The sequence below is a fragment of the Variovorax sp. Soil_C_39 genome, from assembly GCF_057656815.1.
In genome coordinates, this window is record NZ_JBDGJQ010000002.1 from 635213 (window position 1) to 659782 (window position 24570).

At 66.4% G+C, this 24570-nt stretch carries 23 protein-coding genes and 1 tRNA gene; 12 read left to right on the top strand and 12 right to left on the bottom strand.

Going from position 1 to position 24570, the window contains the following annotated elements; genetic code table 11:
- Positions 1-8: 8 nt before the first annotated feature.
- From nusA to AC3A6J_RS07085, 7 genes are all read right to left on the bottom strand, one after another.
- On the bottom strand, positions 9-1493 hold the full coding sequence (gene nusA / locus AC3A6J_RS07055; RefSeq protein ID WP_487859195.1) for a transcription termination factor NusA: 1485 nt from the start codon (positions 1491-1493) through the stop codon (positions 9-11).
- 18 nt (positions 1494-1511) lie between these two features.
- Positions 1512-2150 (bottom strand): ribosome maturation factor RimP, encoded by a 639-nt coding sequence (gene rimP, locus AC3A6J_RS07060; protein WP_487859353.1) that lies wholly within the window; start codon positions 2148-2150, stop codon positions 1512-1514.
- Positions 2151-2321: 171 nt separating this feature from the next.
- On the bottom strand, positions 2322-3521 hold the full coding sequence (locus AC3A6J_RS07065) for a YbfB/YjiJ family MFS transporter (protein ID WP_487859196.1): 1200 nt from the start codon (positions 3519-3521) through the stop codon (positions 2322-2324).
- Between the two features lie 18 nt (positions 3522-3539).
- Positions 3540-5171, bottom strand: coding sequence for an ABC transporter ATP-binding protein (locus tag AC3A6J_RS07070; RefSeq protein WP_487859197.1), 1632 nt, complete (start codon positions 5169-5171; stop codon positions 3540-3542).
- A 5-nt stretch (positions 5172-5176) separates the two neighbouring features.
- Positions 5177-6211 carry an ABC transporter permease gene (locus AC3A6J_RS07075; RefSeq protein WP_487859198.1) on the bottom strand — a complete coding sequence of 345 codons (1035 nt, stop codon included), beginning with the start codon at positions 6209-6211 and terminating at the stop codon, positions 5177-5179.
- Position 6212: 1 nt separating this feature from the next.
- Positions 6213-7247 (bottom strand): microcin C ABC transporter permease YejB, encoded by a 1035-nt coding sequence (locus tag AC3A6J_RS07080; protein ID WP_487859199.1) that lies wholly within the window; start codon positions 7245-7247, stop codon positions 6213-6215.
- 17 nt (positions 7248-7264) lie between these two features.
- Entirely contained in the window at positions 7265-9061 is a 1797-nt protein-coding gene (locus AC3A6J_RS07085) for an extracellular solute-binding protein (protein WP_487859200.1), read from the bottom strand.
- 37 nt (positions 9062-9098) lie between these two features.
- On the opposite strand from AC3A6J_RS07085, the gene fabI reads away from it, so the two are divergent.
- The gene (fabI, locus tag AC3A6J_RS07090) at positions 9099-9881 is read left to right on the top strand and encodes an enoyl-ACP reductase FabI (RefSeq protein WP_487859201.1); all 783 of its coding nucleotides are present in this window, start codon (positions 9099-9101) and stop codon (positions 9879-9881) included.
- A gap of 40 nt (positions 9882-9921) precedes the next feature.
- Positions 9922-10791 (top strand): DNA ligase, encoded by an 870-nt coding sequence (locus tag AC3A6J_RS07095; protein WP_487859202.1) that lies wholly within the window; start codon positions 9922-9924, stop codon positions 10789-10791.
- A gap of 27 nt (positions 10792-10818) precedes the next feature.
- On the opposite strand, the gene AC3A6J_RS07100 is transcribed toward AC3A6J_RS07095, so the two are convergent.
- Positions 10819-13131 (bottom strand): Orn/Lys/Arg family decarboxylase, encoded by a 2313-nt coding sequence (locus AC3A6J_RS07100; RefSeq protein WP_487859203.1) that lies wholly within the window; start codon positions 13129-13131, stop codon positions 10819-10821.
- Between the two features lie 116 nt (positions 13132-13247).
- Between AC3A6J_RS07100 and AC3A6J_RS07105 the strand changes: the two genes are divergently transcribed.
- The 5 genes from AC3A6J_RS07105 (at position 13248) to AC3A6J_RS07125 (ending at position 15797) form a co-directional block, all read left to right on the top strand.
- A complete protein-coding gene (locus AC3A6J_RS07105) occupies positions 13248-13673 on the top strand; it encodes an NfeD family protein (RefSeq protein ID WP_487859204.1) in 426 nt (141 codons plus the stop codon).
- A 27-nt stretch (positions 13674-13700) separates the two neighbouring features.
- Positions 13701-14630, top strand: a complete 930-nt coding sequence (locus AC3A6J_RS07110; RefSeq protein ID WP_487859205.1) for an SPFH domain-containing protein — start codon at positions 13701-13703, stop codon at positions 14628-14630.
- A gap of 35 nt (positions 14631-14665) precedes the next feature.
- Positions 14666-14756, top strand: a tRNA-Ser gene (locus AC3A6J_RS07115).
- Between the two features lie 179 nt (positions 14757-14935).
- On the top strand, positions 14936-15292 hold the full coding sequence (locus tag AC3A6J_RS07120) for a hypothetical protein (RefSeq protein WP_487859206.1): 357 nt from the start codon (positions 14936-14938) through the stop codon (positions 15290-15292).
- A 112-nt stretch (positions 15293-15404) separates the two neighbouring features.
- Positions 15405-15797, top strand: a complete 393-nt coding sequence (locus tag AC3A6J_RS07125) for a response regulator (RefSeq protein WP_487859207.1) — start codon at positions 15405-15407, stop codon at positions 15795-15797.
- 92 nt (positions 15798-15889) lie between these two features.
- Here the strand turns inward: AC3A6J_RS07125 and AC3A6J_RS07130 are convergent, their stop codons facing one another.
- The 4 genes from AC3A6J_RS07130 to AC3A6J_RS07145 form a co-directional block, all read right to left on the bottom strand.
- Positions 15890-17095: a branched-chain amino acid ABC transporter substrate-binding protein gene (locus AC3A6J_RS07130; protein ID WP_487859208.1), complete on the bottom strand. Its 1206-nt coding sequence runs from the start codon at positions 17093-17095 to the stop codon at positions 15890-15892.
- A gap of 147 nt (positions 17096-17242) precedes the next feature.
- Complete coding sequence (locus AC3A6J_RS07135; protein ID WP_487859209.1) at positions 17243-17632, bottom strand: hypothetical protein; 390 nt, start codon at positions 17630-17632, stop codon at positions 17243-17245.
- On the bottom strand, positions 17632-18075 hold the full coding sequence (locus AC3A6J_RS07140) for a DNA polymerase III subunit chi (protein ID WP_487859210.1): 444 nt from the start codon (positions 18073-18075) through the stop codon (positions 17632-17634). The genes AC3A6J_RS07135 and AC3A6J_RS07140 overlap by 1 nt, the downstream gene beginning before the upstream one ends.
- Complete coding sequence (locus AC3A6J_RS07145; RefSeq protein ID WP_487859211.1) at positions 18072-19598, bottom strand: leucyl aminopeptidase; 1527 nt, start codon at positions 19596-19598, stop codon at positions 18072-18074. The genes AC3A6J_RS07140 and AC3A6J_RS07145 overlap by 4 nt, the downstream gene beginning before the upstream one ends.
- Before the next feature lie 21 nt (positions 19599-19619).
- On the opposite strand from AC3A6J_RS07145, the gene lptF reads away from it, so the two are divergent.
- From lptF to AC3A6J_RS07170, 5 genes are all read left to right on the top strand, one after another.
- A complete protein-coding gene (lptF, locus tag AC3A6J_RS07150; RefSeq protein WP_487859212.1) occupies positions 19620-20750 on the top strand; it encodes an LPS export ABC transporter permease LptF in 1131 nt (376 codons plus the stop codon).
- Entirely contained in the window at positions 20747-21856 is a 1110-nt protein-coding gene (gene lptG, locus AC3A6J_RS07155) for an LPS export ABC transporter permease LptG (protein WP_487859213.1), read from the top strand. Before lptF ends, lptG begins: the two co-directional genes overlap by 4 nt.
- Positions 21857-21861: 5 nt before the next feature.
- Positions 21862-22239, top strand: a complete 378-nt coding sequence (locus tag AC3A6J_RS07160) for a sirohydrochlorin chelatase (RefSeq protein WP_487859214.1) — start codon at positions 21862-21864, stop codon at positions 22237-22239.
- 63 nt (positions 22240-22302) lie between these two features.
- Positions 22303-23244, top strand: a complete 942-nt coding sequence (locus AC3A6J_RS07165) for a CysB family HTH-type transcriptional regulator (protein WP_487859215.1) — start codon at positions 22303-22305, stop codon at positions 23242-23244.
- Between the two features lie 140 nt (positions 23245-23384).
- Positions 23385-24560, top strand: a complete 1176-nt coding sequence (locus tag AC3A6J_RS07170; RefSeq protein WP_487859216.1) for a pyridoxal phosphate-dependent aminotransferase — start codon at positions 23385-23387, stop codon at positions 24558-24560.
- Positions 24561-24570 lie beyond the last annotated feature (10 nt).

Below are 24570 nucleotides of genomic sequence, written 5' to 3' on the forward strand. Positions count from 1 at the left end.
CATGACCGTCACTCTTGGCCGGCGAACCAGTGTTCGCGGGCTTTCAAGATGAGGGCTTTGGCGTCATCGGCGCTGTGGCCGGTGATCTCGGTGAGTTCATCGACCGCGAGGTCGGCCAGGTCGTCACGGGTGTGAACACCCGCCTCGGCCAGCTTGGGAATCAGCTCGGGGTCCAGGCCTTCGAGGTCGCGCAGATTCTGCGAGACGGTCTCGACGCCCTCTTCCTTGGCGATTTCCATCGTCAGCAGCGCATCCTTGGCGCGCGAACGGAGTTCGTTGATCGTATCTTCATCGAACGACTCGATCTCCAGTAGTTCGGAGATCGGCACATAGGCCACTTCCTCGAGGCTGGTGAAGCCCTCGGAAATCAGGATGTCAGCGATTTCCTCGTCGACGTCGAGCTTTTCCATGAAGAGCTTGCGGCTCGCATCGGTTTCGCTCGCCTGCTTCTGGGCCGACTCGTTGGCGTCCATGATGTTGATCTTCCAGCCCGTGAGGTCGGAAGCGAGGCGCACGTTCTGGCCGCCGCGGCCGATGGCGATCGCGAGGTTTTCCTCGTCGACCACCACGTCCATGGCGTGCTTTTCCTCGTCGACCACGATCGACGACACGTTGGCCGGGGCCAGCGCGCCGATGACGAACTGGGCCGGGTCCTCGCTCCACAGCACGATGTCCACGCGCTCGCCGGCGAGCTCGTTGGTCACGGCATTGACGCGGGTGCCGCGCACGCCGACGCAGGTGCCGATCGGGTCGACACGCTTGTCGTGCGAGAGCACGGCGATCTTGGCGCGCGAGCCGGGATCGCGGGCACAGCTCTTGATCTCGAGCAGGCCCTGCTCGATCTCGGGCACTTCCTGGCGGAACAGCTCGATCATGAACTCGGGTGCCGAGCGCGAGAGGATGATGGGCGCGCCACGAAGCGTGAGGTCGACCTCCATGATCATGGCGCGCACGCGGTCGCCGTTGCGCAGGTTCTCCTTGGCGATCATCTCGCTGCGGCGCAGGCGCCCTTCGACGCGGCCGGCCTCCACGATGATGTCGCCCTTGTCGAGGCGCTTGACGGTACCCACGAAGATCTTGTCGCCGCGCGACATGAAGTCATTGAGCAGCATCTCGCGCTCGGCGTCGCGGATCTTCTGCAGGATGACCTGCTTGGCGGCCATCGCACCGATGCGGCCGATCGGCACGGAGTCGACCGCTTCCTCGATGTACTCGTCGACCTCGATGTCGGGCATTTCCTCGCGGGCTTCGAACAGGAGGATCTCCTGGTCGGGCAGCTGCAGGCCGGCCTCGTCCGGGACGACGTGCCAGCGGCGGAAGGTTTCATAGTCGCCGCTTTCGCGGTCGACCGAGACGCGGATGTCCACGTCGCCCTGGTGGAGCTTCTTGGTGGCTTGCGCCAGCGCGGATTCGACCGCGCCGAAGACCACGTCGCGTTCGACGTTCTTCTCGCGCGAGATCGCATCCACCAACATCAACATTTCGCGATTCATGCCACCACTCTCCTTCAGTCAGTCCGGAACATTCGTTCCGTCGTCAATATCCGTCGAACCCTGCTGGGTCTTGGCCCTGCGGCCCTTGAAATCCACAATGGGTGCGAGCCGCGCCTCGCGCAGCTCGTCCAGCGAGAAGCCCAGCGCGCGCAGCGGTGCAGGCGCGCGCTTCTTGCTCACTTTTTGTCCAGGCTTGGGCTCGGGCGCATCGCTCCAGACGATCTGCCAGCCCGCGGCGCCTTCGGCCGTCTCGACACGCTCCAGCGTGCCGCGGAATTTCTTGCGGTTGGCAGACACCTGCCCGGCAGCCGCCGCACCCATCGGCGCCTTCAGCGTGATGTCGATCACTTCACCCACGAAGCGCTCGAAATCCTGCGCATTGCGCAGCGGGCGGTCAATACCCGGCGAGGAAACCTCGAGCCGCTTGTATTCGGCGCCGTCGACTTCGAGCGCAAACTGCAATTGGCGTGTGACTTTTTCGCAGTCTTCCACCGTCACGAAGGGCTCGGGCATACCAGCAGCCAAGGCTTCGGAAGTGGGGGCGGTCCAGGGCAAATCAATTGTCACGCGCAGCAATCCCCCGGCCGAGCGCTCGATCTCGACCAGGTCGTAGCCGAGTCCGGCAACGGTTTGTTCCACTGTCTGCTGCAATGCCACGTGTTTGAAAATGCCTTGAATAAAAACGTATATGCGCGCCACCCGCCCGCCACGGGTGCCACGCATTGAATTCGGACAGACCAAAAAAAACGGGCGGTTGGTACCCGCCCGTTTGGTCGTGAGCCTCGGATTATATGCTATTCCAATGACAAATGAAGGGGCTGGCGCGCTTCAAAACGCTACCCGGCACCGGGATTTGGCCCAGACCCGCGCAAACAGCGCCGCGCCGAGCGCCAGCGCCGCTGCCGCAACCAGCAGCGGCAGCTCGAAAGTGCCGGTTCGCTGTGCCAGCGGCGCGGCAAACAATGGGCCGACGATCTGGCCGACACCGTACGAAGCCGTGGCATAGCCGATCAATCCGGCCGCCGCATTGCCGCGCAGGCGGCGCGCTTCGCGCATGGCGAAAAGGGTGATGGCGGTGAATGGCATGCCGAGCAGCAGGCTGCCAAGCGCAAAACCGACGATGGTTGGCCAGGCCACCGACAGCACCACGCCGAGCGCCTGCAGCGCGTACGCGACTGCGAGCAGCAGCCGGTTGTCCCAATGCTGGGGCGCCCGCGCGCCGATCAGGGCGCCCGGAATGATCGCAAGCCCGAACAGCGGCCAGAACAGGTCGGGCCAGGTCGAGCCGGGCAATGCCTGGCGGGCAATCACCGGCAGGAAGGTCGCGGTGATGATGTAGCCGAAACCCGCCAGCCCGTAGAGCGCCACGAGCCAGGCCGCATCGCCGCGCGCCGACGCTGGCGCGGCAAAGCCGGGCGCGACTGGTACTCCTGCCGCCGCGCCGCCGGCAGCGGGCGCCTCGCCGTCGTCGAAGACCCGCCAGATCAGTGCCACCAGCGCCGCCGCAAGGAGGCCAAGCCCAATCCATCCTGCCTCAGAACCCCAACGCCCGAGCGCCCCACCGAGCAAGCCAGTCACCGCGATGCCGATGCCCGGACCGGTGTAGATCACACCGGCCAGCGTCGGCAAATTCGTTTCGGCCAGCCGGCGCAGCCCCCAGCCCGACGCGAACACGAAGACCCAGGCGCTCATCACGCCGGCCGCCGTGCGCAGCACGCCCCAGCCGATGAAGCTGTGCAGCACCCCCATGCCGACCAGCAGCAGCGCCGTCGCGACCAGACCGCCGCGCACCATGCGCCGGGCCGGAATGGCGATCGCTGCGCAACTGACTGCACCGAGGAAGTAACCAAGGTAATTGAGAGAAGCTAGCACCCCTCCGCCCTGCAGCGAGAGCTTTCCCTCGTGCAGCATGATCGGCAGCATGGGCGTGAAAGCGAAGCGCCCCAGGCCCATCGCCACCGCCAGCGTCACCATGCAGGCCAGCGCCGCGCGCCAGGCGTCGCGCCGTCCTTGTCCGATCTGCGACATCTTTGGGTTCTTCTTTTTCTATTCGAGCAAGGCAGCGGCCACGAGCCGCTGCGTGTAGGGGTGTTCCGGCGCATCGAGCACGCGCTCGACCGGGCCGGCTTCGAGGATCGCGCCGTCCTTCATCACGATGACCTGGTGCGCCATGGCCCTGATCACCTCGACGTCGTGCGTGATAAGCAGGTAGCTCAGCCCGCGCTCGCGCTGCAGCCGCTGGAGCAGTCCGAGCACCTGCTTCTGGATCGTCACGTCGAGCGCGCTGGTGGGTTCGTCAAGCACCAGAAGGCGCGGTTCGACGATCAGCGCACGCGCGATCGCGAGCCGCTGGCGCTGGCCGCCCGAGAATTCGTGGGGATAGCGATCGAGCAGCGCCGGAAACTGGGCTTCGTCGAGCCCGACGTCGGCCAGCGCCGCCAGCGCGCGTTCGCGGCGCTGCGCGCGGTCGAGCTCGGGCGCATGCACGCGCAGCCCCTCGCCCACGATCTGCTCCACGGTCATGCGCGGCGAGAGCGAGGAGAACGGGTCCTGGAAGACGACCTGCATCAGGCGGCGCAGGGCCAGGTCGGAGGCCCGGCCGCCAGCCCAGGCCTTGGCGTCGACCGCGAGCGTGCCGCGGTGCTTCAGGAGCCCGAGCGCCGCCAGCGCCAGCGTCGACTTCCCCGAGCCCGATTCGCCGACCACGCCGAGCGTCTCGCCGGGCGCAATGCGGAAATCCGCCCCCTGCACGGCGACGAACTCGCCCTTGCGGAACCAGCCCGCGAAGCCCGGCCGCGCGATCGGATAGGCCACGCGCAGGCCCCTGGCCTCAAGCACCGGCCGCGCGTCGGCATCGCCGGGCACGGGCGACACGTTGCGCTCGGGGTGGCTGTCGATCAGCTTGCGGGTGTAGGCATGCCGCGGCGCCTCGAAGACGGTGGCGACCGCGCCGTGCTCGACGATGTGGCCACTCTCCATCACCGCCACCCGGTCGGCGAAGCGGCGCACGAGGTTCAGGTCGTGCGTGATCAGCAGCACGGCCATGCCGTGGCGGCGCTGCAGGTCGGCGAGCAGCTCGAGGATCTGCGCGCGCACCGTGACGTCGAGCGCCGTGGTGGGCTCGTCGGCCAAAAGCAGCCGCGGTTTGCAGGCCAGCGCCATCGCGATCATGGCGCGCTGCCGCTGACCGCCCGAGAGCTGGTGCGGAAACGCCCTCGCCCGCCGCTCGGGCTCGGGGATGCCAGTGTCGGAAAGAAGCCGGACGGCCGCCTCCTGTGCGGCGCGCGCGGGAAGCCCTTCGTGCAGTTCGAGCACCTCGGCGATCTGGTCGCCCACGGTGTAGAGCGCGTTGAGCGCGGTCATCGGCTCCTGGAAGATCATCGCGATCTCCTTGCCGCGGATGCCGCGCAGTTCGCGTTCGGGGATCGACAGCAGGTCGCGCCCGTTCGGCGAAGAAGGCGGCGCATTGAACAGCGTGGCGGTTCCGGCCAGATCGGCGTTCTGCACCAGCCGCAGCAGCGACAGCGCAGTGACCGTCTTGCCCGAGCCCGACTCGCCGACCAGCGCGAGCTTTTCACCCGCAGCGATGTGGAAGTCGATGCCGTGCACGACCTCCTTGCCGCCGAAGGCAACGCGCAGGCCCTTCACGTCGACGAGGGGTGGCTGGGGTCGGGACATGTCGCTCACTTGTCTGCCTTGCGCGGGTCCAGGGCATCGCGCAGCGCGTCGCCCATGAAGGTGAGCAGCATCAGCGTGATCACGAGCACGCCGAAGGTGGACAGCGAGATCCACCAGGCATCGATGTTGGCCTTACCCTGGCTCAGCAGTTCGCCGAGCGACGGGGTGCCCGGCGGCACGCCGAGGCCGAGGAAGTCGAGCGAGGTCAACGCGAGGATCGCCGCACTCATTCGGAACGGCAGGAACGTGACCACCGGCACCATGCTGTTGGGCAGGATGTGGCGCCACATGATCTGCAGATTGCCCACGCCGAGCGCCCGCGCCGCGCGCACGTAGTCCATCTGGCGGTTGCGCAGGAACTCCGCGCGCACGTAGTCCGAGAGCCCCATCCAGCCGAACAGGCTCAGCAGGATCAAGAGCAGCGCCACGCTCGGCGAGAAGATCGCGCTGAAGATGATCAGCAGGTACAGCTCGGGCATCGAACCCCAGATCTCGATGAAGCGCTGGAACGCCAGGTCGGTCTTGCCGCCGAAAAAGCCCTGGATCGCCCCCGTCACGATGCCCAGCACCACACCGATGGCGGTGAGCGCCAGCGCGAACAGCACGCTGACCCGAAAGCCGTAGATCAGCTGCGCCAGCAGGTCGCGGCCGCGGTCATCGGTGCCGAACAGGTTCTCGCGCGACGGCGCCGCAGGATTCGGCAACTTGGCGAAGTAGTTGAGCGTCTGCGGTCCATAGGGGTTGGGCGCGTACACGGCCCAGTTGCGGCCCGAGGTGATGCGCTCGCGGATGAACGGGTCGAGGTAGTCGGCCGGCGTCTCGAAGTCGCCGCCGAAGGTCTTCTCGGGGTAGTCGCGCAACACCGGAAAGTAGGTCTGGCCCTCGTAGCGCACGACGAGCGGCTTGTCGGTCGACAGCAGCTCTGCGAACAGGCTCAGGACGACGAGGATCGTGAACACCACCAGGCTCCAGAAGCCCAGCGGATTGCGGCGGAAGCGGCGCCAGGCGCGGCGTCCGGGGCTCACGGAGGCGATCGGCACGTCAGTCAAACTTCACCCTCGGGTCGACCCAGACGTAGCACAAGTCCGAAATGAGCTTGGTCGCGAGTCCGATGAGCGTGAACAGGAACAGCGTGCCGAGCACCACCGGATAGTCGCGGCGGATCACGCTCTCGTAGCTCAGCAGGCCGAGGCCATCGAGCGAGAACAGCGTTTCGATCAGCAGCGAGCCGGTGAAGAACGCGCCGATGAAGGCGGCTGGGAAGCCCGTGATGATCGGGATCAGCGCGTTGCGGAAGATGTGCTTCCAGAGCACCTGCCGTTCGGCCAGCCCCTTGGCGCGCGCGGTCAGCACGTATTGCTTGCGGATTTCCTCGAGGAAGGAGTTCTTCGTGAGCATGGCCGTGACCGCGAAGCTGCCGAGCACCATCGCCGTCACCGGCAGCGTGATGTGCCAGAGATAGTCGACGATCTTCGCGCCCCAGCTCAGCGTTTCCCAGTTGGGCGAAGTCAGCCCGCGAAGCGGAAACCACTGCAGTTGCCCGCCGAAGATGACGAGCAGCGCCACCCCGAGCACGAAGCCAGGGATCGCATAGCCGATCAGCACGATCAGCGTGGTGACGAAGTCGAAGCGCGAGCCCGCACGCACCGCCTTCGCCACACCCAGCGGCACCGCGATCAGGTAGCTGATGAAAAAGGTCCACAGGCCCAGGCTGATCGACACCGGCAGCTTTTCCTTGACCAGTTCCCAGACCGCCTTGCGCTGGTAGAAGCTCTGGCCGAGGTCGAGCCGCGCGAAGGACTTGAGCATCTGCCAGAAGCGCTCGTGCGGGGGCTTGTCGAAGCCGTAGAGCTTCTTGATCTCCTCGATGCGCTGCGGGTCGAGCCCCTGTCGGCCGCGATAGCCCGCGCCGGCGGCGGCCGCGCGTTCGCCCCCCGAGTCGCGGCCCTGCAGCTGCGCCACCATCTGCTCGACCGGGCCGCCCGGCACGAACTGGATCACCATGAAGGTGATGAGCAGCACGCCCAGCAGCGTCGGGATCATCAGCAGGAGGCGTTTGAGGATGTAGCTGGCCATTCCGGGGGATGCCTCGTTCACTTGTTGGCGGGCGAGGCCCACCACGTCGAGAGGGCCCAGTCGCCCGCATCGTAGTACGGCGGGATGGTCGGCGGCAGCACCACGCCGGCCGGCCGGTAGCCGATCAGGAAGTCGCTGCCGTAGTACATCGGGATCGAGTAATGGCCGTGCGAGAGCACGCGGTCGAGCACGCGCATGGCCGTGGCGAGCTCGGGGCGCGTGGTTGCCGCCACCACCTTGCCGATGATCGCGTCCACCGCCGGATCGGCAATGCCCCATGCGTTGGCCGAGCCGTTGGTTTCCGCGGCCTTGGCGCCGAACAGCTCGAACAGTTCCCCGCCCGGCGCGCTGCTGCCCGGCAGCCGCCGCGTCGTCATGTCGAAGTCGTGGTTGTCCATGCGCTGCTGCGCGAGCGAGAAGTCGACGGTGCGAAAGCTCAGCGCGATGCCGAGCTTTCTCAGCGACGCCTGCAGCGGCGTGGCGACGCGGATCAGCGAGGGCTGGTCGTTGAGGAACTCGATCGTGAAGGCCTCGTTCTTCTCGTTGCGCAGTGCGCCGTCACGGTAGGTCCAGCCCGCTTCGGCCAGCAGCGCCCTCGCCCGTCGCAGGTTGTCGCGCAGGCTGCCGGGTGGCTCGGTGCTCGCCGGCACGGCGGCAGGCCCGAACACTTCGGGCCGGAGCTTGGCGCGCAGCGGCTCCATCAGCGCCAGTTCGTCGGGCTTGGGCAGGCCCTCGGCATGGAACTCGCTGTTCGGGAAGTAGCCGTGCACGCGTTTGTAGAGGCCGTAGAACAGCTGCCGGTTGAGCCATTCGAAGTCCATCGCGAGACCGATGGCCTCGCGCACGCGCACGTCCTTGAACTTGTCCCTGCGGGTGTTGAAGATGTAGCCCTGGAAGTCGCCCGGGTTCTGGTTCTCGAAGGCGCGCTTGACGATCTCGCCGCTGTCGAACTGCTTGCCCTTGTACTGGCGCGCCCAGTTGCGAGAGGTGAACTCGCGCATGAAGTCGAACTCGCCGGCCTTGAGCCCCTCGAAGCGCGCCGTCTCGTCGAGGTACACCTTGTAGGCGATGCGGTCGAAGTTGAAGAACCCCTTTCGCACCGGCAACTCGGCGCCCCAGTAGTCGGCGCGGCGCACGTAGGTGATGTCGCGGCCCAGGCGGTCGCTCGCCGGGCGGTAGGGGCCCGACGCGATCGGCACCTCGCTGACGATCTGGTCGAAGGGCTTGCCGCCGCCCCACTGCCGGCTGAACACCGGCATGCCGCCGACCACCAGCGGCAGTTCGCGGTTCGGGCTCGCGAAGTCGAAGCGCACGCTGCGCTCGCCGAGCGCCGTCACCTTCCGGACCTCGGCGTAGATGGTCTTGAACTGCGGCGAGGCGAGCGGCCCCGTGAGCGTCACGAACGAATGGACCACGTCGGCCGCCAGCACCGGCGAGCCGTCGTTGAAGCGGGCCTTCGGGTTGAGCCTGAAGGTGGCCGAGAGCCGGTCGGGCGCCACCTCCACGTCCTCGGCCAGCAGGCCGTAGGCCGTGGTCGGCTCCTCGGAATTGCCGGTCATCAGGCTTTCGAACATCAACGGTCCGATCCCCGCGGGTCCCGTGCCCTTGAGCGTGAACGGGTTGAACTTGTCGAAGTTGGTCGGCCGCGTCGGCGGTACCAGCCTGAACTCACCACCCTTGGGCGCATCGGGGTTCACATAGGCGAAATGGGTGAACCCGGGCGGGTACTTGATGTCGCCGAATTGCGCGTAGGCATGGGCGGCCCATGAGGGAGCCGCCGAGAGCGCCAAGAAAAGAAGCAGCCAACCTCGCATGCGAGAATTCTGCACAAGATTTTCAAGAGGCAGATCCATGGGCTTTCTTTCCGGCAAAAAACTGTTGATCACCGGCGTGCTGAGCAACCGCTCCATCGCCTACGGCATCGCCAAGGCGTGCCACGCGCAGGGCGCCGAACTGGCGTTCAGCTACGTGGGCGAACGTTTCAAGGACCGCATCACCGAGTTTGCGGCCGATTTCGGCTCGAAGCTGATCTTCGACTGCGACGTGGGCGACGACGCGCAGATCGACAAGCTGTTCGCGGACCTGGCGCAGACCTGGCCCACCTTCGACGGCTTCGTGCACAGCATCGGCTTTGCGCCGCGCGAGGCGATCGCGGGCGACTTTCTCGGCGGCCTGTCGCGCGAGGGCTTCCGGATCGCGCACGACATCAGCGCCTACAGCTTCCCGGCCATGGCCAAGGCGGCGCTGCCCTATCTCAATCCGAAGGCGGCGCTCCTCACGTTGACCTACCTGGGCGCCGAGCGCGCGCTGCCCAACTACAACACCATGGGCCTGGCCAAGGCCTCGCTCGAGGCCTCGGTGCGCTACACCGCCGCCGCGATCGGCCCCAAGGGCATGCGCGCCAACGGCATCAGCGCCGGCCCGATCAAGACGCTGGCCGCGAGCGGCATCAAGGATTTCGGCAAGATCCTCTCGGCGGTCGCCGAGGCCTCGCCGATCCGCCGCAACGTGACGATCGAGGAAGTCGGCAACGTGGCCGCCTTTCTGCTGAGCGACCTGGCCAGCGGCGTGACCGCCGAGATCACCTACGTCGACGGCGGCTTCAGCCGGGTGGTGCCGGGCATGGCGGAATAAGCCCCGCCCTCCCTTCCTCTTACTGCCAGGCCGGATCTTCATGCGCTGCGCCCTCCCCCTGACGCGACGCACGCTGCTGCTCGCCGGCCTCGGCGCGCTGGTGGCGCGCACCGCCGCCGCTGCGACCGACGGCCCGCCGCGGCTGATGCTCGCCGGGGTCTACCGGCCGGGCATGTCGCTCGACGACTATTGGGTCAGCGAGAAATACGACGGCCTGCGCGGCTTCTGGGATGGCCAGCGGCTCTGGACCCGCGGCGGCGAAGCCGTCATCGCGCCGGCCTGGTTCACCGCGCCGCTGCCCAAGCAGCCGCTCGACGGCGAACTCTGGGCGGGCCGCGGACAATTCGAGCGCGCCGCGTCCACCGTTCGCAGCCAGACGCCCAATGACGCGGCCTGGCGCGAGATGCGCTTCATGGTGTTCGACCTGCCGGCCCATGGCGGCGACTTCACCGCGCGCCTGGCCGCCCTGCGCCAGCTGCTGCCGATCACCGATGCGCCCTGGGTGGTGCCCGTGCCCCAGGAACGCGCCACCACCCATGCCGCGCTCCAGGCACTGCTCGCCAAGACCGAAAAGATGGGCGGCGAAGGGCTCATGCTGCACCGGGGGAGTTCGCTCTACCGCGCCGAGCGGAACAACGACCTGCTGAAGGTCAAGAGCTACGAGGACGCCGAGGCGCGCGTGGTCGGGCATGTGGGCGGCAAGGGCCGGCATGCCGGCCGGCTCGGCGCGCTGCTGGTCGAAACGCGCGACGGCCGGCGCTTCAAGCTTGGCAGCGGCCTGAGCGATGCCCAGCGCGACCATCCCCCGGCCGTCGGAACCTGGGTCACCTACCGCTACAACGGCACCCATGCGAGCGGGCTGCCGCGCTTCGCGCGCTTCATGCGCGTCCGAACCGACGCGCCCTCTTGAGGCGCGCCGGCACTCGCTCGCCGCTTCTTACTTCTTAGCTTCTTGCTTCGGCAGCGCCACGCAGTCCGCGTAATAGCGCTTCTTGCCGGTCTCGTCGATGCGCGCCACCAGGCCGTGGATGTCGGTCTCGAAGCCCGGGCACTGCAGGTTGAATTCGCGCGAGAACTTCAGGTAGTCGACGATCTTCTTGTTGAACACCTCGCCCGGAATCAGCAGCGGGATGCCCGGCGGGTACGGCGTGATCAGGCTCGTGGTGATGCGGCCTTCGAGCTCGTCGATCTCCACGCGCTCGGTCTTGCGGTGCGCGATGTGCGCGAAGGCATCGCTGGGCTTCATCGCCGGCGTCAGGTCGCTCAGGTACATCTCGGTGGTGAGCCGTGCCACGTCGTAGCGCGCATAGAGCTGGTGGATGTGCTGGCACAGGTCGCGCAGCCCCAGGCGCTCGTAGCCCGGATGCTGCTGGCAGAATTCGGGCAGGATCCGCCACATCGGCTGGTTGCGCGCGTAGTCGTCCTTGAACTGCTGCAGCGCCGTGAGCAGCGTGTTCCAGCGGCCCTTGGTGATGCCGATGGTGAACATGATGAAGAAGCTGTAGAGGCCGGTCTTCTCCACGATCACGCCGTGCTCGGCCAGGAACTTGGTCACCACGCTCGCGGGAATGCCGGTCTCCGCGAAGCTGCCTTCGAGGTCGAGGCCGGGCGTCACGATGGTCGACTTGATCGGGTCGAGCATGTTGAAGCCGTCGGCCAGTTCGCCGAAGCCGTGCCAGTTGCGTGGCGACTTCTTCTTCGTCGGCTTGCCGTTCTTCTCGCCCTGCATGATCCAGTCTTCGGCGCGGCCGATGCCCTCATCGACCAGCTTCTCGGGGCCCCAGACCTTGAACCACCATTCGTCCTTGCCGAACTCGGCTTCCACCTTGCGCATCGCGCGGCGAAAGTCGAGCGCCTCGAGGATGCTCTCTTCCACCAGCGCAGTGCCGCCGGGCGGCTCCATCATTGCCGCGGCCACGTCGCAGCTCGCGATGATCGCGTACTGCGGGCTCGTGGACGAGTGCATCAGGTAGGCCTCGTTGAACAGGTCGCGGTCGAGTGCGCGGTTCTGCGAGTCCTGCACCAGCACATGGCTGGCCTGGCTGATGCCGGCGAGCAGCTTGTGCGTGGACTGGGTGGCGAACACCAGCGACTCCTTCGGCCGCACGCGCCGCTTGCCCATTGCGTGGTAGGCGCCGTAGAACGGATGGAAGGCCGCATGCGGCAGCCAGGCTTCGTCGAAGTGCAGCGTGTCGACGTAGCCGTCGAGCATGTTCTTGATGGTCTCGGTGTTGTAGATCACCCCGTCGTAGGTCGACTGCGTGAGCGTCATCACGCGCGGCTTGACCTTGTCGTGGTCGACGTCGGCCAACAGCGGATTGGCCTTGATCTTGGCCTTGATGGCGCTCTGCTCGAATTCGCTCTTGGGAATCGGGCCGATGATGCCGAAGTGGTTGCGCGTGGGCTTCATGAACACCGGAATGGCGCCCGTCATGATGATCGCGTGCAGGATCGACTTATGGCAGTTGCGGTCGACCACCACCACGTCGTCGGGTGCCACCGTGTGGTGCCACACCATCTTGTTGCTGGTGCTGGTGCCGTTGGTCACGAAGAAGCAATGGTCGGCATTGAAGATGCGCGCTGCATTGCGCTCGCTGGCCGCGACCGGGCCGGTGTGGTCGAGCAGTTGCCCGAGTTCTTCCACCGCGTTGCAGACGTCCGCGCGCAGCATGTTCTCGCCGAAGAACTGGTGGAACATCTGGCCGACCGGGCTCTTGAGGAAAGCCACGCCGCCCGAGTGGCCGGGGCAGTGCCACGAGTACGAGCCGTCTTCCGCGTAGTCGATCAGCGCCTTGAAGAACGGCGGCTGCACGCCTTCGAGGTAGCTCTTGGCCTCGCGGATGATGTGGCGCGCCACGAACTCCGGCGTGTCCTCGAACATGTGGATGAAGCCGTGCAGCTCGCGCAAGATGTCGTTCGGGATATGGCGCGAGGTCTTGGTTTCGCCGTAAATGTAGATCGGCACGTCGGCGTTCTTGCGCCGCACCTCGCCGATGAAGCTGCGCAGGCTCAGCACGGCCGGATCCAGGTCGGGCCCGACGGTGAACTCCTCGTCGTCGATCGACAGGATGAAGGCGCTGGCACGGCTTTGCTGCTGGGCGAACTGGCTCAGGTCGCCGTAGCTGGTGACGCCGAGCACCTCGAAGCCCTCGGTCTCGATGGCCTGCGCGAGCGCGCGGATGCCAAGGCCCGATGTGTTTTCGGAGCGGAAGTCCTCGTCGATGATGACGATGGGGAAGCGGAATTTCATGAGCAGGGCTCCGGACAGGCAATGAGCCGCGAAGTGTACGGAATTCGGATGACGGGTTCCGTCGGCTTATGACCCAGAATAGCGTGCATCCAACACTGAGGAGAGAAGGAAAAGTTATGGCGAACTCCACCATCTGGTGGCTGATAGCGGGAACCGCGATCGTCCTCGAGCTGATTTCGGGCACCGTCTACCTGCTGCTGCTCGCGGCCGGCTTTGCGGCGGCGGCCATTGCGGCGCACCTGGGCGCCGGGCTCATGGCCCAGCTCATCGTTGCGGCCGTGGTCGGCGTGGGCGCCGTGCTCGTCTGGTATGCCGTGCGGCGCCGGCGGCCCGCCGAGCCGCCCACCGAGGCTAACCGCGACATCAACCTGGACATCGGCGAGACCCTTCACGTCGACACCTGGAACCCCGACGGCACGGCGACCGTGCGCTACCGCGGGGCCCAGTGGACCGTGGTCCAGCGCGCCGGTCGCGCGCCCACCACCGGCGAGCACCGCGTGGTCGAAGTCATCGGCAGCCGTCTTGTCGTCGACAAGATCTGACACAACCCCCTCGAGGAGAAAAGCAGCATGGAATTTTCGGTCCCCATCATCATCCTGGTCATCGCGATCATCTTCATCAGCCAGTCAGTCAAGTTCGTGCCGCAGCAGAACGCCTGGGTGCGCGAGCGCCTCGGCAAGTACAACGGCACCATGACGCCCGGCCCCAATTTCCTGATCCCGTTCATCGACCGGGTTGCCTACAAGCACAGCCTGAAGGAAATCCCGCTCGACGTGCCGAGCCAGATCTGCATCACGCGCGACAACACGCAATTGCAGGTCGACGGCATCCTCTACTTTCAGGTCACCGATCCGATGCGTGCGAGCTACGGCTCGTCGAACTACATCGTGGCTGTCACGCAACTGGCCCAGACCTCGCTGCGCAGCGTGATCGGCAAGCTCGAGCTCGACAAGACCTTCGAGGAGCGCGACGTGATCAACGCCCAAGTGGTAGCGGCCATCGACGAGGCGGCGCTCAACTGGGGCGTGAAGGTGCTGCGCTACGAGATCAAGGACCTGACGCCACCCAAGGAGATCCTGCACGCGATGCAGCGCCAGATCACGGCCGAGCGCGAGAAGCGTGCGCTGATCGCGGCCTCGGAAGGCCGGCGCCAGGAGCAGATCAATATCGCCACTGGCGAGCGCGAGGCCTTCATCGCCCGCTCCGAAGGCGAAAAGCAGGCCCAGATCAACAACGCGCAGGGCGAGGCCGCGGCCATCACCGCCGTGGCCGCCGCCACGGCCGACGCCATCGAACGCGTGGCCGCCGCCATCCGCCAACCCGGCGGCGAACAGGCGGTGCAGCTCAAGGTCGCCGAGCGCGCGGTCGACGCCTACAGCAAGGTCGCGGCCGATTCCCAGACAACCCTGATCGTGCCGAGCAACATGGGCGAAACCTCTGCCCTCATTGCCTCCGCCATGCGCATGATCCAGACCGTCAAGCCCTCGAATCCGGCCTGATTGGCCCTTTGGCGACTGCTACAATCGAAGGCTCAGGAGCGGTGGATGAGCGGTTTAAGTCGCACGCCTGGAAAGCGTGTGAGGGTTAATAGCCCTCCGCGGGTTCGAATCCCGCCTGCTCCGCCAGAGAAGTCATGAATACGGGGCCTTGCGCCCCGTTTTTCTTTTCTGCCAGCCTCCGCATCGGCCATCTGAATTCGAGCAAGCGAGCCGCTGCATTCCGGCAACAGGGATGCCCCTGCCCGGCGCAGCCGTCTGGCGGTACGATCCAAAGGTCTTACTTTCACGTCTGCAAAGGAGCCCGGATGGCCGGACAAAAAACAAATTCGTCGCGTGACGACGCGTCGCTCGAACGGACACTGGAGAAGACGGAAGCGGTTGCGGCCGATGTCCAGCGGGCATCCGACAACCTGGCGGTCGTGAACACGGTGCTCGGGCAGGAGCTACCCGAAGAAGTCCAGGTCGGCGAAGTGGCACAGGCCATCGAGCACACCAGCCAGCTCGAAGAAAAGCTGGCCCGGTCGGCCGAAACATTGGCAGAGGTGAATGCGGCGCTGGGCGAAGAAATAGAGAAGCGCCTCGAGATCACGGCCCAGCGCGACGAAAGCCAGGCCGAGGCCGAGGAACTCAAGGCCCAGATCCGATCCGGGGCTGCGGACTGACCGCGCGCGGCGGGCTTTCTTCTCGGCCGAACGGAACTCTCCGTCTCCCTTCTCCTACGCTGTCAACTCATCTGGCGCGTTACGCTATTGGTTCTCAAGGCGAAACCACGGCATGGCCCTCATCACGTTCCTCGTAGAGGACAACAAGACCATCAGGGACAACCTGGTCCCGGCCCTCGAAGATCTGGTCGACGGCCAGGTCGTCGGCTTCGCCGAAACCGAGTCCGATGCGCTTGCTTGGCTCGCCGCACATCCCAGAGACTGGCAACTGCTCATCGTCGACCTTTTCCTGAAGGAAGGCTCCGGCCTCGGCGTGCTCGCGGGCTGCACGGCCCGTGGCCCGGGCCAGCGCGTCGTGGTGCTCAGCAACTACGTGACAGCTGATATTCGCGCGCGCTGCGAGGCCCTGGGCGCCGACGCCGTCTTCGACAAGTCGCGCGACCTCGACGCCTTCATCGACTACTGCAACACCGACCGCCCTTCGGGCCTGGCCACGCTGGCCTGAGCGCGCCGCGGCAGGCGCTCCGAAATAACAAAAGGGCCCCGAGAGGCCCTTTTGTTCGAAGCGCGCATTGCTGCGCGCGGTCGGCACAGAAATCAGCGCACCACGGCGATCTGCGTGCGCACGCCGCCCTTGTACGTGAACAGCGTCAGCGCGCCGTTCTTGATGTCGCCCTTCTCGTCGAAGGCGATCGGGCCGGTCACGCCCTTGTACTCGACCTTGCCCACTTCGGGCAGGTACTTTTCGGGGTCGGCCGAGCCGGCCTTGACCATGGCTTCGGCCAACACGTTGACCGCGTCGTAGACGTACGGTGCATAGATCTGCACGTCGACGCCGTTCTTGGTCTTGAACCTGGCCTTGAAGTCGTCGAGCGGCTGCTTGAAGTCGCCGTCGACACCGCCAGCCTCGGCGCACACCACCATGTCTTCGCCAATGGCGTCGCCCGCCAGCTTCGGCAGTTCACCGGTGCACAGGCCGTCGCCGCCCATGAACTTGACGTTCAGGCCGAGCTGCTTGACCTGCTTGAGCATCGGGCCGCCCACGGCGTCCATGCCGCCGAAGAACAGCACGTCGGGCTTGGTGGCCTTGAGCTTGGTCAGGATAGCGTTGAAGTCGGTCGACTTGTCGGTGGTGAATTCGTGGCCGACGATGGTGGCGCCGGCGGCCTTGGCGGCCTTCTCGAATTCTTCGGCAACGCCCTGGCCGTAGGCGGTGCGGTCGTCGATCACGGCGATGTTCTTGCCCTTGAGCGTCTCGACGGCGTACTTGCCCAGCGTGCCGCCGAGCTGCGTGTCGTCGGCCACCACGCGGAATGTGGTCTTGAAGCCCTGGCGGGTGTACTTGGGGTTCGTTGCCGACGGCGAGATCTGGGGAATGCCCGCGTCGCTGTAGAGCTTGGAGGCCGGAATCGTGGTGCCGGAGTTGAGGTGGCCCACGATGCCGTTGACCTTGCTGTCGACCAGCTTCTGGGCGACGGCGGTGCCCTGCTTCGGATCGCCGGCATCGTCTTCGGCGACGAGTTCGAACTTGACAGTCTTGTCGCCGATCTTGAGGTTCTTCGCGTTCAGGTCCTCGATGGCCATCCGGGCGCCGAACTCGTTGTCCTTGCCGAGGTGAGCGATCGGGCCGCTGGTCGGCGCCACATGGCCGATCTTCACGACAAGCGCATCGGCCGGAGGTGCTGCAGGTGCCGGGGCCGCAGCCGTGGGCGCCGAAGCGGCCGGTGCAGCAGCTTCTTCCTTCTTGCCGCAAGCCACGAGCGTGATTGCAGCCAATGCGACCGCAGTCCATTTCAATTGCATGAGAACCTCCAGAACATGGATAGATATAAAACCAAGAAACCGGTCGTGTGATCCGGGCGCGCAGACCTTGCAAGTTTCGCGCCGCAGACCAGTGGCACCCTCACGCCCTCCGACCTGGCGCGCAGTTTAGCCGAACCCTTACAAGCATTAAGTTGGCGTAGACCCTGGGTTTTCGGAGAGTTCGGCGGCCATGGCTTCGATCACCAAAGCGCGCAGCACGGCCTCGATTTCTTCTCGCAGGCGAGGCACCATGGCATCGAGCTGCTGCTGCACCGCGGCCGCCACGGTGTCGCTCAGCCGCTCCTCGAGCGAGAGGTCGACGCGCTGCAGCACGCGGTGCAGAAGCTGCTCTTCGAGGCGCACGATGTCGGCCTCGGAACGCTGGGCTGCGGGCGGCAATGCCACCGCCTCGGCCGGGTCGATCTGCGGCACAGCCTCGGCCGGCTTGGCCGCCGTGGCAACAGGCTCGGGCGGGAGGTCGAGCACGGTGGTCAGGGTCGGAACGAACCGGGGCGGCGTGCGCAGCGTGCTGGCCATCAGGAAGCGCTCCTTGCAAAATCGTGCGGCTGGATCGGATAGCCGCGGTCGGCATAGTGGCGCCACCGCGCGCGGCCGATCTGCCGGTCATCGGGCTCGCTGCTCACGATGTCGATGAGCCGCTCGAAGCGCTCGAAGCCCGACGGCACCGCCGGCCCGAGGTTCACCAGCATCTCGCGGTGCGGCAGCGACGCGGCGTCCGCGCCCTCGGCGCAGAGAACCACCGGTGAGCGGCTCAGCAGGTGCGCCGGCGCATCGGCACGGCAGTGCGCAATGAAGTCCGAAGGCGAAAGCTGCCACAGCGCGGTATCGATCGCGTCGAGCATCGGCGGCTCGCCCACGACCACCACGCGCAGCCCGCGCGCATTGACGGCCTTGCGGACCAGCCGACAGGCGTAGTTGGCCTTGTCCGGCGTGTTGAAGTGGAAGCCGATCTCAGTCACTGCGCGGACCGGGCCTTGCGTGGGGCGGCGGCGCCTTTCTTGCCCGCGGCCTTGGGCGCCGCTGCGGCACTGCTGCGCACACGTTCCATCAGATACGAAACCAGCAGGCCCACGGGCCGGCCGGTGGCACCCTTGGCCGCTCCGCTCTTCCAGGCGGTGCCCGCGATGTCGAGGTGCGCCCAGGCGAAATCGCCGGCGAAGCGCTGCAAGAACTTGGCAGCGGTGATGGCGCCGCCGGCGCGGCCCGCCACGTTGGCCACGTCGGCGAAGTTGGTCTTCAGGCCTTCGGCATAGTCGTCGTCGAGCGGCATGCGCCAGCAGCGGTCTTGGGACGCGTCCCCGGCCGCCTGCAGCGCGGTTGCGAGCGCGTCGTCGCTGGTGAACAAGCCGCTGCGTACGCCGCCGAGCGCGACCACGCACGCGCCCGTGAGCGTGGCAATGTCGATCACGGCCGCCGGCGCGAAGCGCTTGGCGTATGTGAGCGCGTCGCACAACACCAGGCGCCCTTCGGCGTCGGTGTTGAGCACCTCGATGGTCTGCCCGCTCATGCTCGTGATCACGTCGCCGGGCTTGAGCGCGCGGCCGTCGTTCATGTTCTCGCACGCCGGCACCAGGCCCACCACATTGATCGCCGGCTGGATCTCGCCGAGCGCCCGGAAGGTGCCGAGCACGCTGGCCGCGCCGCACATGTCGAACTTCATCTCGTCCATCTCGGCGGCCGGCTTGAGCGAGACCCCGCCCGTATCGAAAGTGATGCCTTTGCCGACCAGCACCACGGGCGCCTGGTCTTTCGGGCCGCCCTGGTAGCGCAGCACGATGAAGCGTAGCGGCTCGGCCGAGCCCTGCGCCACCGCAGCGAACGAGCCCATGCCGAGCTTCTGTACTTCCTTGGGGCCGAGCACTTCGATCTTCATGCGCGGCAGCCGGCCGAGTTCCTTGGCGGCCTCGCCCAGCAGCGTGGGCGTGCAGTGATTGCCGGGCCGGTTGCCCCATTCCTTGGCGAGTTCGATGCCGGACACCGTGGCGCGGGCCTCGTCGAAGGCCTGGGTCACCGCAGCAGCGTCGGCCACGCCGAGCACCAGGGTGCGGACGCTGCGCCCGCCCTCGCCGTTCGAGGCTTTCGACTTGGTGGTGGTGTAGACGTAGCTGGCATCGGCCGCGGCCGCCACGGCACTCGCCACCGCGGCGCCATCGGCCTGCTGGGCGAACACCATCACCACCCGCTTGGGCGCCTGGGCCTTGGCCGCTTTGACCGCCGCGATCACGGCGCTGCGCACCGACGCGGGCTGGCCGTCGCCGATGGCCGCGAGCACCACGCGCGAGGCCGCCACCTCGTCCGGGTGGTAGAGCGCGAGCAGCTTGCCGGCCTTGTCGGGCAGGTCGCCGGCCTTGCGGGCGCTGGCGATCAGGGCGGAGAGCGGGTCCCGGGTGGTGAGCGGCGCACTGCCGACCAGCACGATCAGGACGTCGGATTTTTCGGCCGCGGCGCGCGCGACGGTGAGGGTCTTGAGCTGAAAGTCCATAATCCTTTTTTTCCTCGAACGATGTTATTCCATTCTTCCTTACGCAAGGAGCTGTCGCGCAGCTTCGGAGCGACCCTCGTGGTCCTGGTCACCATCGTGATGACCATGATGCTGATCCGCACGCTCGGCCTCGCCTCTAAGGGCAGCGTGAATCCCTCCGAAGTCTTCCTCGTGATGGCCTACACGGTGCTCGGCTACATGCCGACCATCCTGAGCCTGAGCCTGTTCGTCGCCATCGTCGGCACTCTCTCGCGCATGTACCGCGACAGCGAGATGGTGATCTGGTTTTCCAGCGGCCGCGGCCTGGTCGATTTCGTCAAGCCGCTGTTCCGCTTCGCGTGGCCCGTGCTGCTGCTGATCGCCGTCATGGCGCTGGTCGGTTGGCCCTGGGCCAATTCGCAGACCATCGGCATGCGCGCCCAGTACGAGCGCCGCAGCGACATCGAGCGGGTCTCGCCGGGCGAATTCCGTGAGTCGTCGGGCCGCATGCGCGTGTTCTTCATCGACAAGGACACGCCCGACAATGCCACGGCGACGAACGTGTTCATCTGGTCCATCGAGCGCGGCCTGCAGATCACCACTTCGGCTCGCAGCGGCCGCATCGAGGACATCGGCAACAACCGCTACCTGATGCTGAGCAACGGCCAGCGGCTCGAGCGGCCGCTGCTGCCCACCTCGGGCCTGAAGATCAGCGAGTTCGAAACCTACGGAACGCGCGCCGGCGGCAGCAGCGATTTCGCGACCGACGGCACGCCGGTGCGCGCCAAGCCCACGCTGCAGCTGCTGCGCGAGCCCGGCGACGTGAGCCAGGGCGAGCTGGCCTGGCGCCTTGGCATGCTGCTCGCGGCGGTCAATTTCGTGCTGCTCGCGCTCACCGTCTCGAGCGTCAATCCGCGCGTGGGGCGCAGCGGCAACCTGCTGTTCGCGCTGTTCGCCTTCGTCGTCTATTACAACATGCTCAACCTCGGCCAGAGCTGGATCAGCACCGGCCGCTTCGGCATGGGCTCGTTCATGCTGCTGCTGCACGGCGGCGTCATGGTCGTGGCGCTCGCGTGGCTGACGCTGCGCAACAACAACTGGGGCCGGCGCCGCAGGGCCGAGCGCGTGATGGCCGGCGGCCTGCCGTCCTCCAAAACCGATCCGTCCCCGTGAAAACCATCCGCCGCCTGATCTACGTCGAGGTCCTGAAAGCCGTGGCTTTCGTGACCCTCGGCTTCCTGAGCCTCTTTTTCTTCTTCGACTTCGTCGACGAGCTGCAGTCGCTCGGCCGGCCCGAGAGCCTGGCCTATGGCCCCGCGCAGGCGCTGATCTACGTGACCTTGCTGATCCCGAGCCATCTCTACGAGCTGCTCCCGATCACGGTGCTCATCGGCTGCATCTTCGTGATGGCGCGGCTCGCGCAGAGTTCGGAATACACCATCCTGCGCACCAGCGGGCTCGGTCCGTGGCGCGCGCTGCGCACGCTGCTGCTGCTGGGCCTGGGCTTCGTCGTGCTGACCTTCGCCATCGGCGACTACATCGCACCGGCCTCCGAGCGCACCGGCCAGTTGCTCAAGTCACGCTACCAGGGCACCTATTCTTTCGTCGGCAACACCGGCGCCTGGCTCAAGGAGAAGCGCGAGAACGTCTCCTATGCGGTGAACGTGCTCTCGATCGCGCGTGACGGCTCGCTCAAGAACGCTCGCATCTTCGAGTTCGACGAGAACGGCTATGTGCGCAAGCAGATCGTCGCCGCCTCGGCACGCATCCACGACGAGCACTGGACGCTGACCGACGTCGAAACCCAGGACTACGACACCCGGAGCACGGCCGACAAGGCGCGCATCGTGACCACCAAGGAGCCGCAGCTCGACTGGCCGACCACGCTGACGGCCGAGATGGTTTCGGTGGCGCTGCTGCGGCCCGACCGCATGGGCACGATCGACCTGTTCGACTACATCCGCCACCTCGACGCCAACGGCCAGACCGCACAGCGCTACGAGATCCAGTTCTGGCGCAAGGTCTTCTATCCGCTGTCGTGCCTCGTGATGGTGGTGCTCGCGCTGCCGTTCGCCTACCTGCACTTTCGCCAGGCCGGCATCACCACGTACGTGTTCGGCGGCGTGATGATCGGCATCAGCTTCTTCCTGCTCAACAACGTGTTCGGCTATCTCGGGAACCTGAGCAATTGGTCGCCCATGCTCACGGCGGCGGCGCCGGGGCTCATCTACTCGGTGATGTCGCTGGCGGCCTTCAGCTGGCTGGTGCTTCGAAGGTAGCGACGATGGCCGGCGCGGAAAACGCAAGAGGCATCGTGCTGCTGGCCCACGGCTCGCGCGACGCGCGCTGGCGCGAGCCGATCGAAGCGGTGGCGGCCCGCCTGACCGCGCTCGATCCGCAGGCGCGCGTGGCCTGCGCCTACATGGAACTCGCCACGCCCGACGTGCACACAGCCGCGGCCGCGCTGATCGCGAGCGGCGCCACAGCGCTGCGGATCGTTCCGCTGTTCCTCGGCATGGGCAAGCATGCGCGCGAAGACCTGCCGCTGCAGATGGACGCGCTGCGCCAGGCTTGGCCCGCTGTGCGCTTCGACCTGGCCCGCACCGTCGGGGAAGAACCCGAACTGATCGACCTGCTCGCCAGAATTGCAAGCAAAACTTGATGTCCTTGAAATTTCAATAGACTTCAAAGGCATAATGAATTCCGCAATAAGACGGAATTTGATATGAATCTGCACCAGTTCAAGTTTGTTCAGGAAGCCGTGCGGCGCAACCTGAACCTGACGGAGGCAGCGAAAGCGCTCCACACCTCGCAGCCCGGCGTGTCCAAGGCCATCATCGAGCTCGAGGAAGAACTTGGCGTCGAGATCTTCGCGCGCCATGGCAAGCGCCTGAAGCGCATCACCGAGCCGGGCCAGCATGTCATTGCGAGCATCGAGCTGATCATGCGCGAGGTCGGCAATCTGCGGCGCATCGGCGAGCAGTTCAGCGCCCAGGACAGCGGCACGCTGTCTATCGCGACCACGCACACGCAGGCGCGCTACGTGCTCCCGGTGCCGGTGGCGAAGCTGCGCGAGGCGTACCCGAAGGTCAACGTGAGCCTGCACCAGGGCTCGCCCGACCAGGTGGCGCGCATGGTGATCGACGAGATCGCCGAGGTCGGCATCGCGACCGAGTCGCTCGCCGACTATGCCGATCTCGTGACCCTGCCCTGCTACGAATGGCAGCACGTGCTGGTGCTGCCGAAGGACCATCCGCTTGCGGCCAGGGAGCGCATCTCGCTGGAGGACCTGGCGCTCGAGCCGATCATCACTTACCACCCGTCTTTCACCGGGCGCACGCGCATCGACCATGCCTTTGCACAAAAGAAGCTCTCGCCGCGCATCGCGCTCGAGGCGATCGACTCCGACGTGATCAAGACCTACGTGCGCCTGGGCCTCGGCGTGGGCATCGTGGCCGAGATGGCGGTGCGCGACGAGTCGAACGCCGACCTCGTCGTGCGCCCGATGGGACACGTGTTCGGCCAGAACATCGCGCGGGTAGCCTTCAAGCGCAGCGCCTACCTGCGCAACTTCGTGTTCAAGTTCGCCGAGCTGCTGTCCGACCGCCTCGACCGCAACCTGATCGCAAAGGCCCTGAGCGGCCACCAGCAGGACTACGAGTTATAGGATCACCCCCAGTCTTCGCGCACTTCGTGTCGCTTCGCCAACCCCCTTCCGGGGGCAACACCAGCGGCCCGGCAAAACCGGTTCCGCGGTGTTTCACGAAGGAACGCCGAAGCAGCAGAACTTCCGACCCCACGATCACCATGAGTACTCTTCATTCGTCCCCCCGCACGCCGGAGATCGGCACCAAGCTGCCCGTCGTGGGCACCACCATCTTCACCGTGATGTCCGCGCTCGCGGCCGAGAAGAACGCGGTCAACCTCGGGCAGGGCTTTCCCGATTTCCACTGCGACCCGAAGCTGCTCGACGACGTCACGGCCGCGATGGCCGCGGGCCACAATCAGTACCCACCGATGCCGGGCATCCCGGCGCTGCGGCAGGCCATTGCCGACAAGATCTCGGCGGTCTATGGACGCAGCTACAGCGCCGCCGACGAGATCACGGTCACCGCCGGCGCGACCCAGGCCATCATCACCGCCATCCTCGCCGTGGTGCGCGCCGACGACGAGGTGATCGTGCTCGAGCCGTGCTACGACAGCTACGTGCCGAACATCGAGCTGGCCGGCGGGCGCGTGGTGCGCGTGCCGCTCACGCCCGGCACCTTCCGCCCCGACTTCGACCGCATCGCGGCCGCGCTGACGCCGCGCACGCGCGCCATCATCGTCAACACGCCGCACAACCCGAGCGCCACGGTCTGGACCGCGGCCGAGATGCGCCGGCTCGAGGAACTGCTCGCGCCCACCGAGGTGCTGGTGATTGCCGACGAGGTCTACGAGCACATGGTGTTCGACGGTGCGCAGCACGAGAGCGTGGCGCGCTTTCCCGGCCTGGCGGCGCGCAGCTTCATCGTGAGCAGCTTCGGCAAGACCTACCACGTCACCGGCTGGAAGGTCGGCTACGTGGCCGCGCCGGCGCCGCTCATGGCCGAATTCCGCAAGGTGCACCAGTTCAATGTGTTCACGGTCAACACGCCGATGCAGCACGCGCTTGCGCAGTACATGGGCGCACCGGCGCCCTACCTCGAGCTGCCCGCGTTCTACCAGCGCAAGCGCGACCTGTTCGCGGCGGGCCTGGCCGAGAAGACACGCTTCAAATTGCTGCGCAGCGAAGGTAGCTATTTCCAGTGCGTCGACATCTCGGCGGTGAGTGACCTGTCGGAAGCCGAGTTCTGCCTCTGGCTCACGCGCGAGATCGGTGTGGCGGCGATCCCGCTGTCGGCGTTCTATGGCAACGGCTTCGACCAGCGCGTGGTGCGCTTCTGTTTCGCCAAGAAGGACGAAACCCTGCGCGCGGCACTCGACCGGCTCGCGAAGCTCTGACCCGCCCGCT

Coding starts and splice junctions, on each gene's coding strand:
- nusA (WP_487859195.1), bottom strand. CDS start 1,493: ATGAATCGCGAAATGTTGATGTTGGTGGATGCGATCTCGCGCGAGAAG.
- AC3A6J_RS07065 (WP_487859196.1), bottom strand. CDS start 3,521: ATGTCGCAGATCGGACAAGGACGGCGCGACGCCTGGCGCGCGGCGCTG.
- AC3A6J_RS07070 (WP_487859197.1), bottom strand. CDS start 5,171: ATGTCCCGACCCCAGCCACCCCTCGTCGACGTGAAGGGCCTGCGCGTT.
- AC3A6J_RS07080 (WP_487859199.1), bottom strand. CDS start 7,247: ATGGCCAGCTACATCCTCAAACGCCTCCTGCTGATGATCCCGACGCTG.
- AC3A6J_RS07085 (WP_487859200.1), bottom strand. CDS start 9,061: ATGCGAGGTTGGCTGCTTCTTTTCTTGGCGCTCTCGGCGGCTCCCTCA.
- fabI (WP_487859201.1), top strand. CDS start 9,099: ATGGGCTTTCTTTCCGGCAAAAAACTGTTGATCACCGGCGTGCTGAGC.
- AC3A6J_RS07095 (WP_487859202.1), top strand. CDS start 9,922: ATGCGCTGCGCCCTCCCCCTGACGCGACGCACGCTGCTGCTCGCCGGC.
- AC3A6J_RS07100 (WP_487859203.1), bottom strand. CDS start 13,131: ATGAAATTCCGCTTCCCCATCGTCATCATCGACGAGGACTTCCGCTCC.
- AC3A6J_RS07105 (WP_487859204.1), top strand. CDS start 13,248: ATGGCGAACTCCACCATCTGGTGGCTGATAGCGGGAACCGCGATCGTC.
- AC3A6J_RS07110 (WP_487859205.1), top strand. CDS start 13,701: ATGGAATTTTCGGTCCCCATCATCATCCTGGTCATCGCGATCATCTTC.
- AC3A6J_RS07120 (WP_487859206.1), top strand. CDS start 14,936: ATGGCCGGACAAAAAACAAATTCGTCGCGTGACGACGCGTCGCTCGAA.
- AC3A6J_RS07125 (WP_487859207.1), top strand. CDS start 15,405: ATGGCCCTCATCACGTTCCTCGTAGAGGACAACAAGACCATCAGGGAC.
- AC3A6J_RS07130 (WP_487859208.1), bottom strand. CDS start 17,095: ATGCAATTGAAATGGACTGCGGTCGCATTGGCTGCAATCACGCTCGTG.
- AC3A6J_RS07135 (WP_487859209.1), bottom strand. CDS start 17,632: ATGGCCAGCACGCTGCGCACGCCGCCCCGGTTCGTTCCGACCCTGACC.
- AC3A6J_RS07145 (WP_487859211.1), bottom strand. CDS start 19,598: ATGGACTTTCAGCTCAAGACCCTCACCGTCGCGCGCGCCGCGGCCGAA.
- lptF (WP_487859212.1), top strand. CDS start 19,620: ATGTTATTCCATTCTTCCTTACGCAAGGAGCTGTCGCGCAGCTTCGGA.
- AC3A6J_RS07160 (WP_487859214.1), top strand. CDS start 21,862: ATGGCCGGCGCGGAAAACGCAAGAGGCATCGTGCTGCTGGCCCACGGC.
- AC3A6J_RS07165 (WP_487859215.1), top strand. CDS start 22,303: ATGAATCTGCACCAGTTCAAGTTTGTTCAGGAAGCCGTGCGGCGCAAC.
- AC3A6J_RS07170 (WP_487859216.1), top strand. CDS start 23,385: ATGAGTACTCTTCATTCGTCCCCCCGCACGCCGGAGATCGGCACCAAG.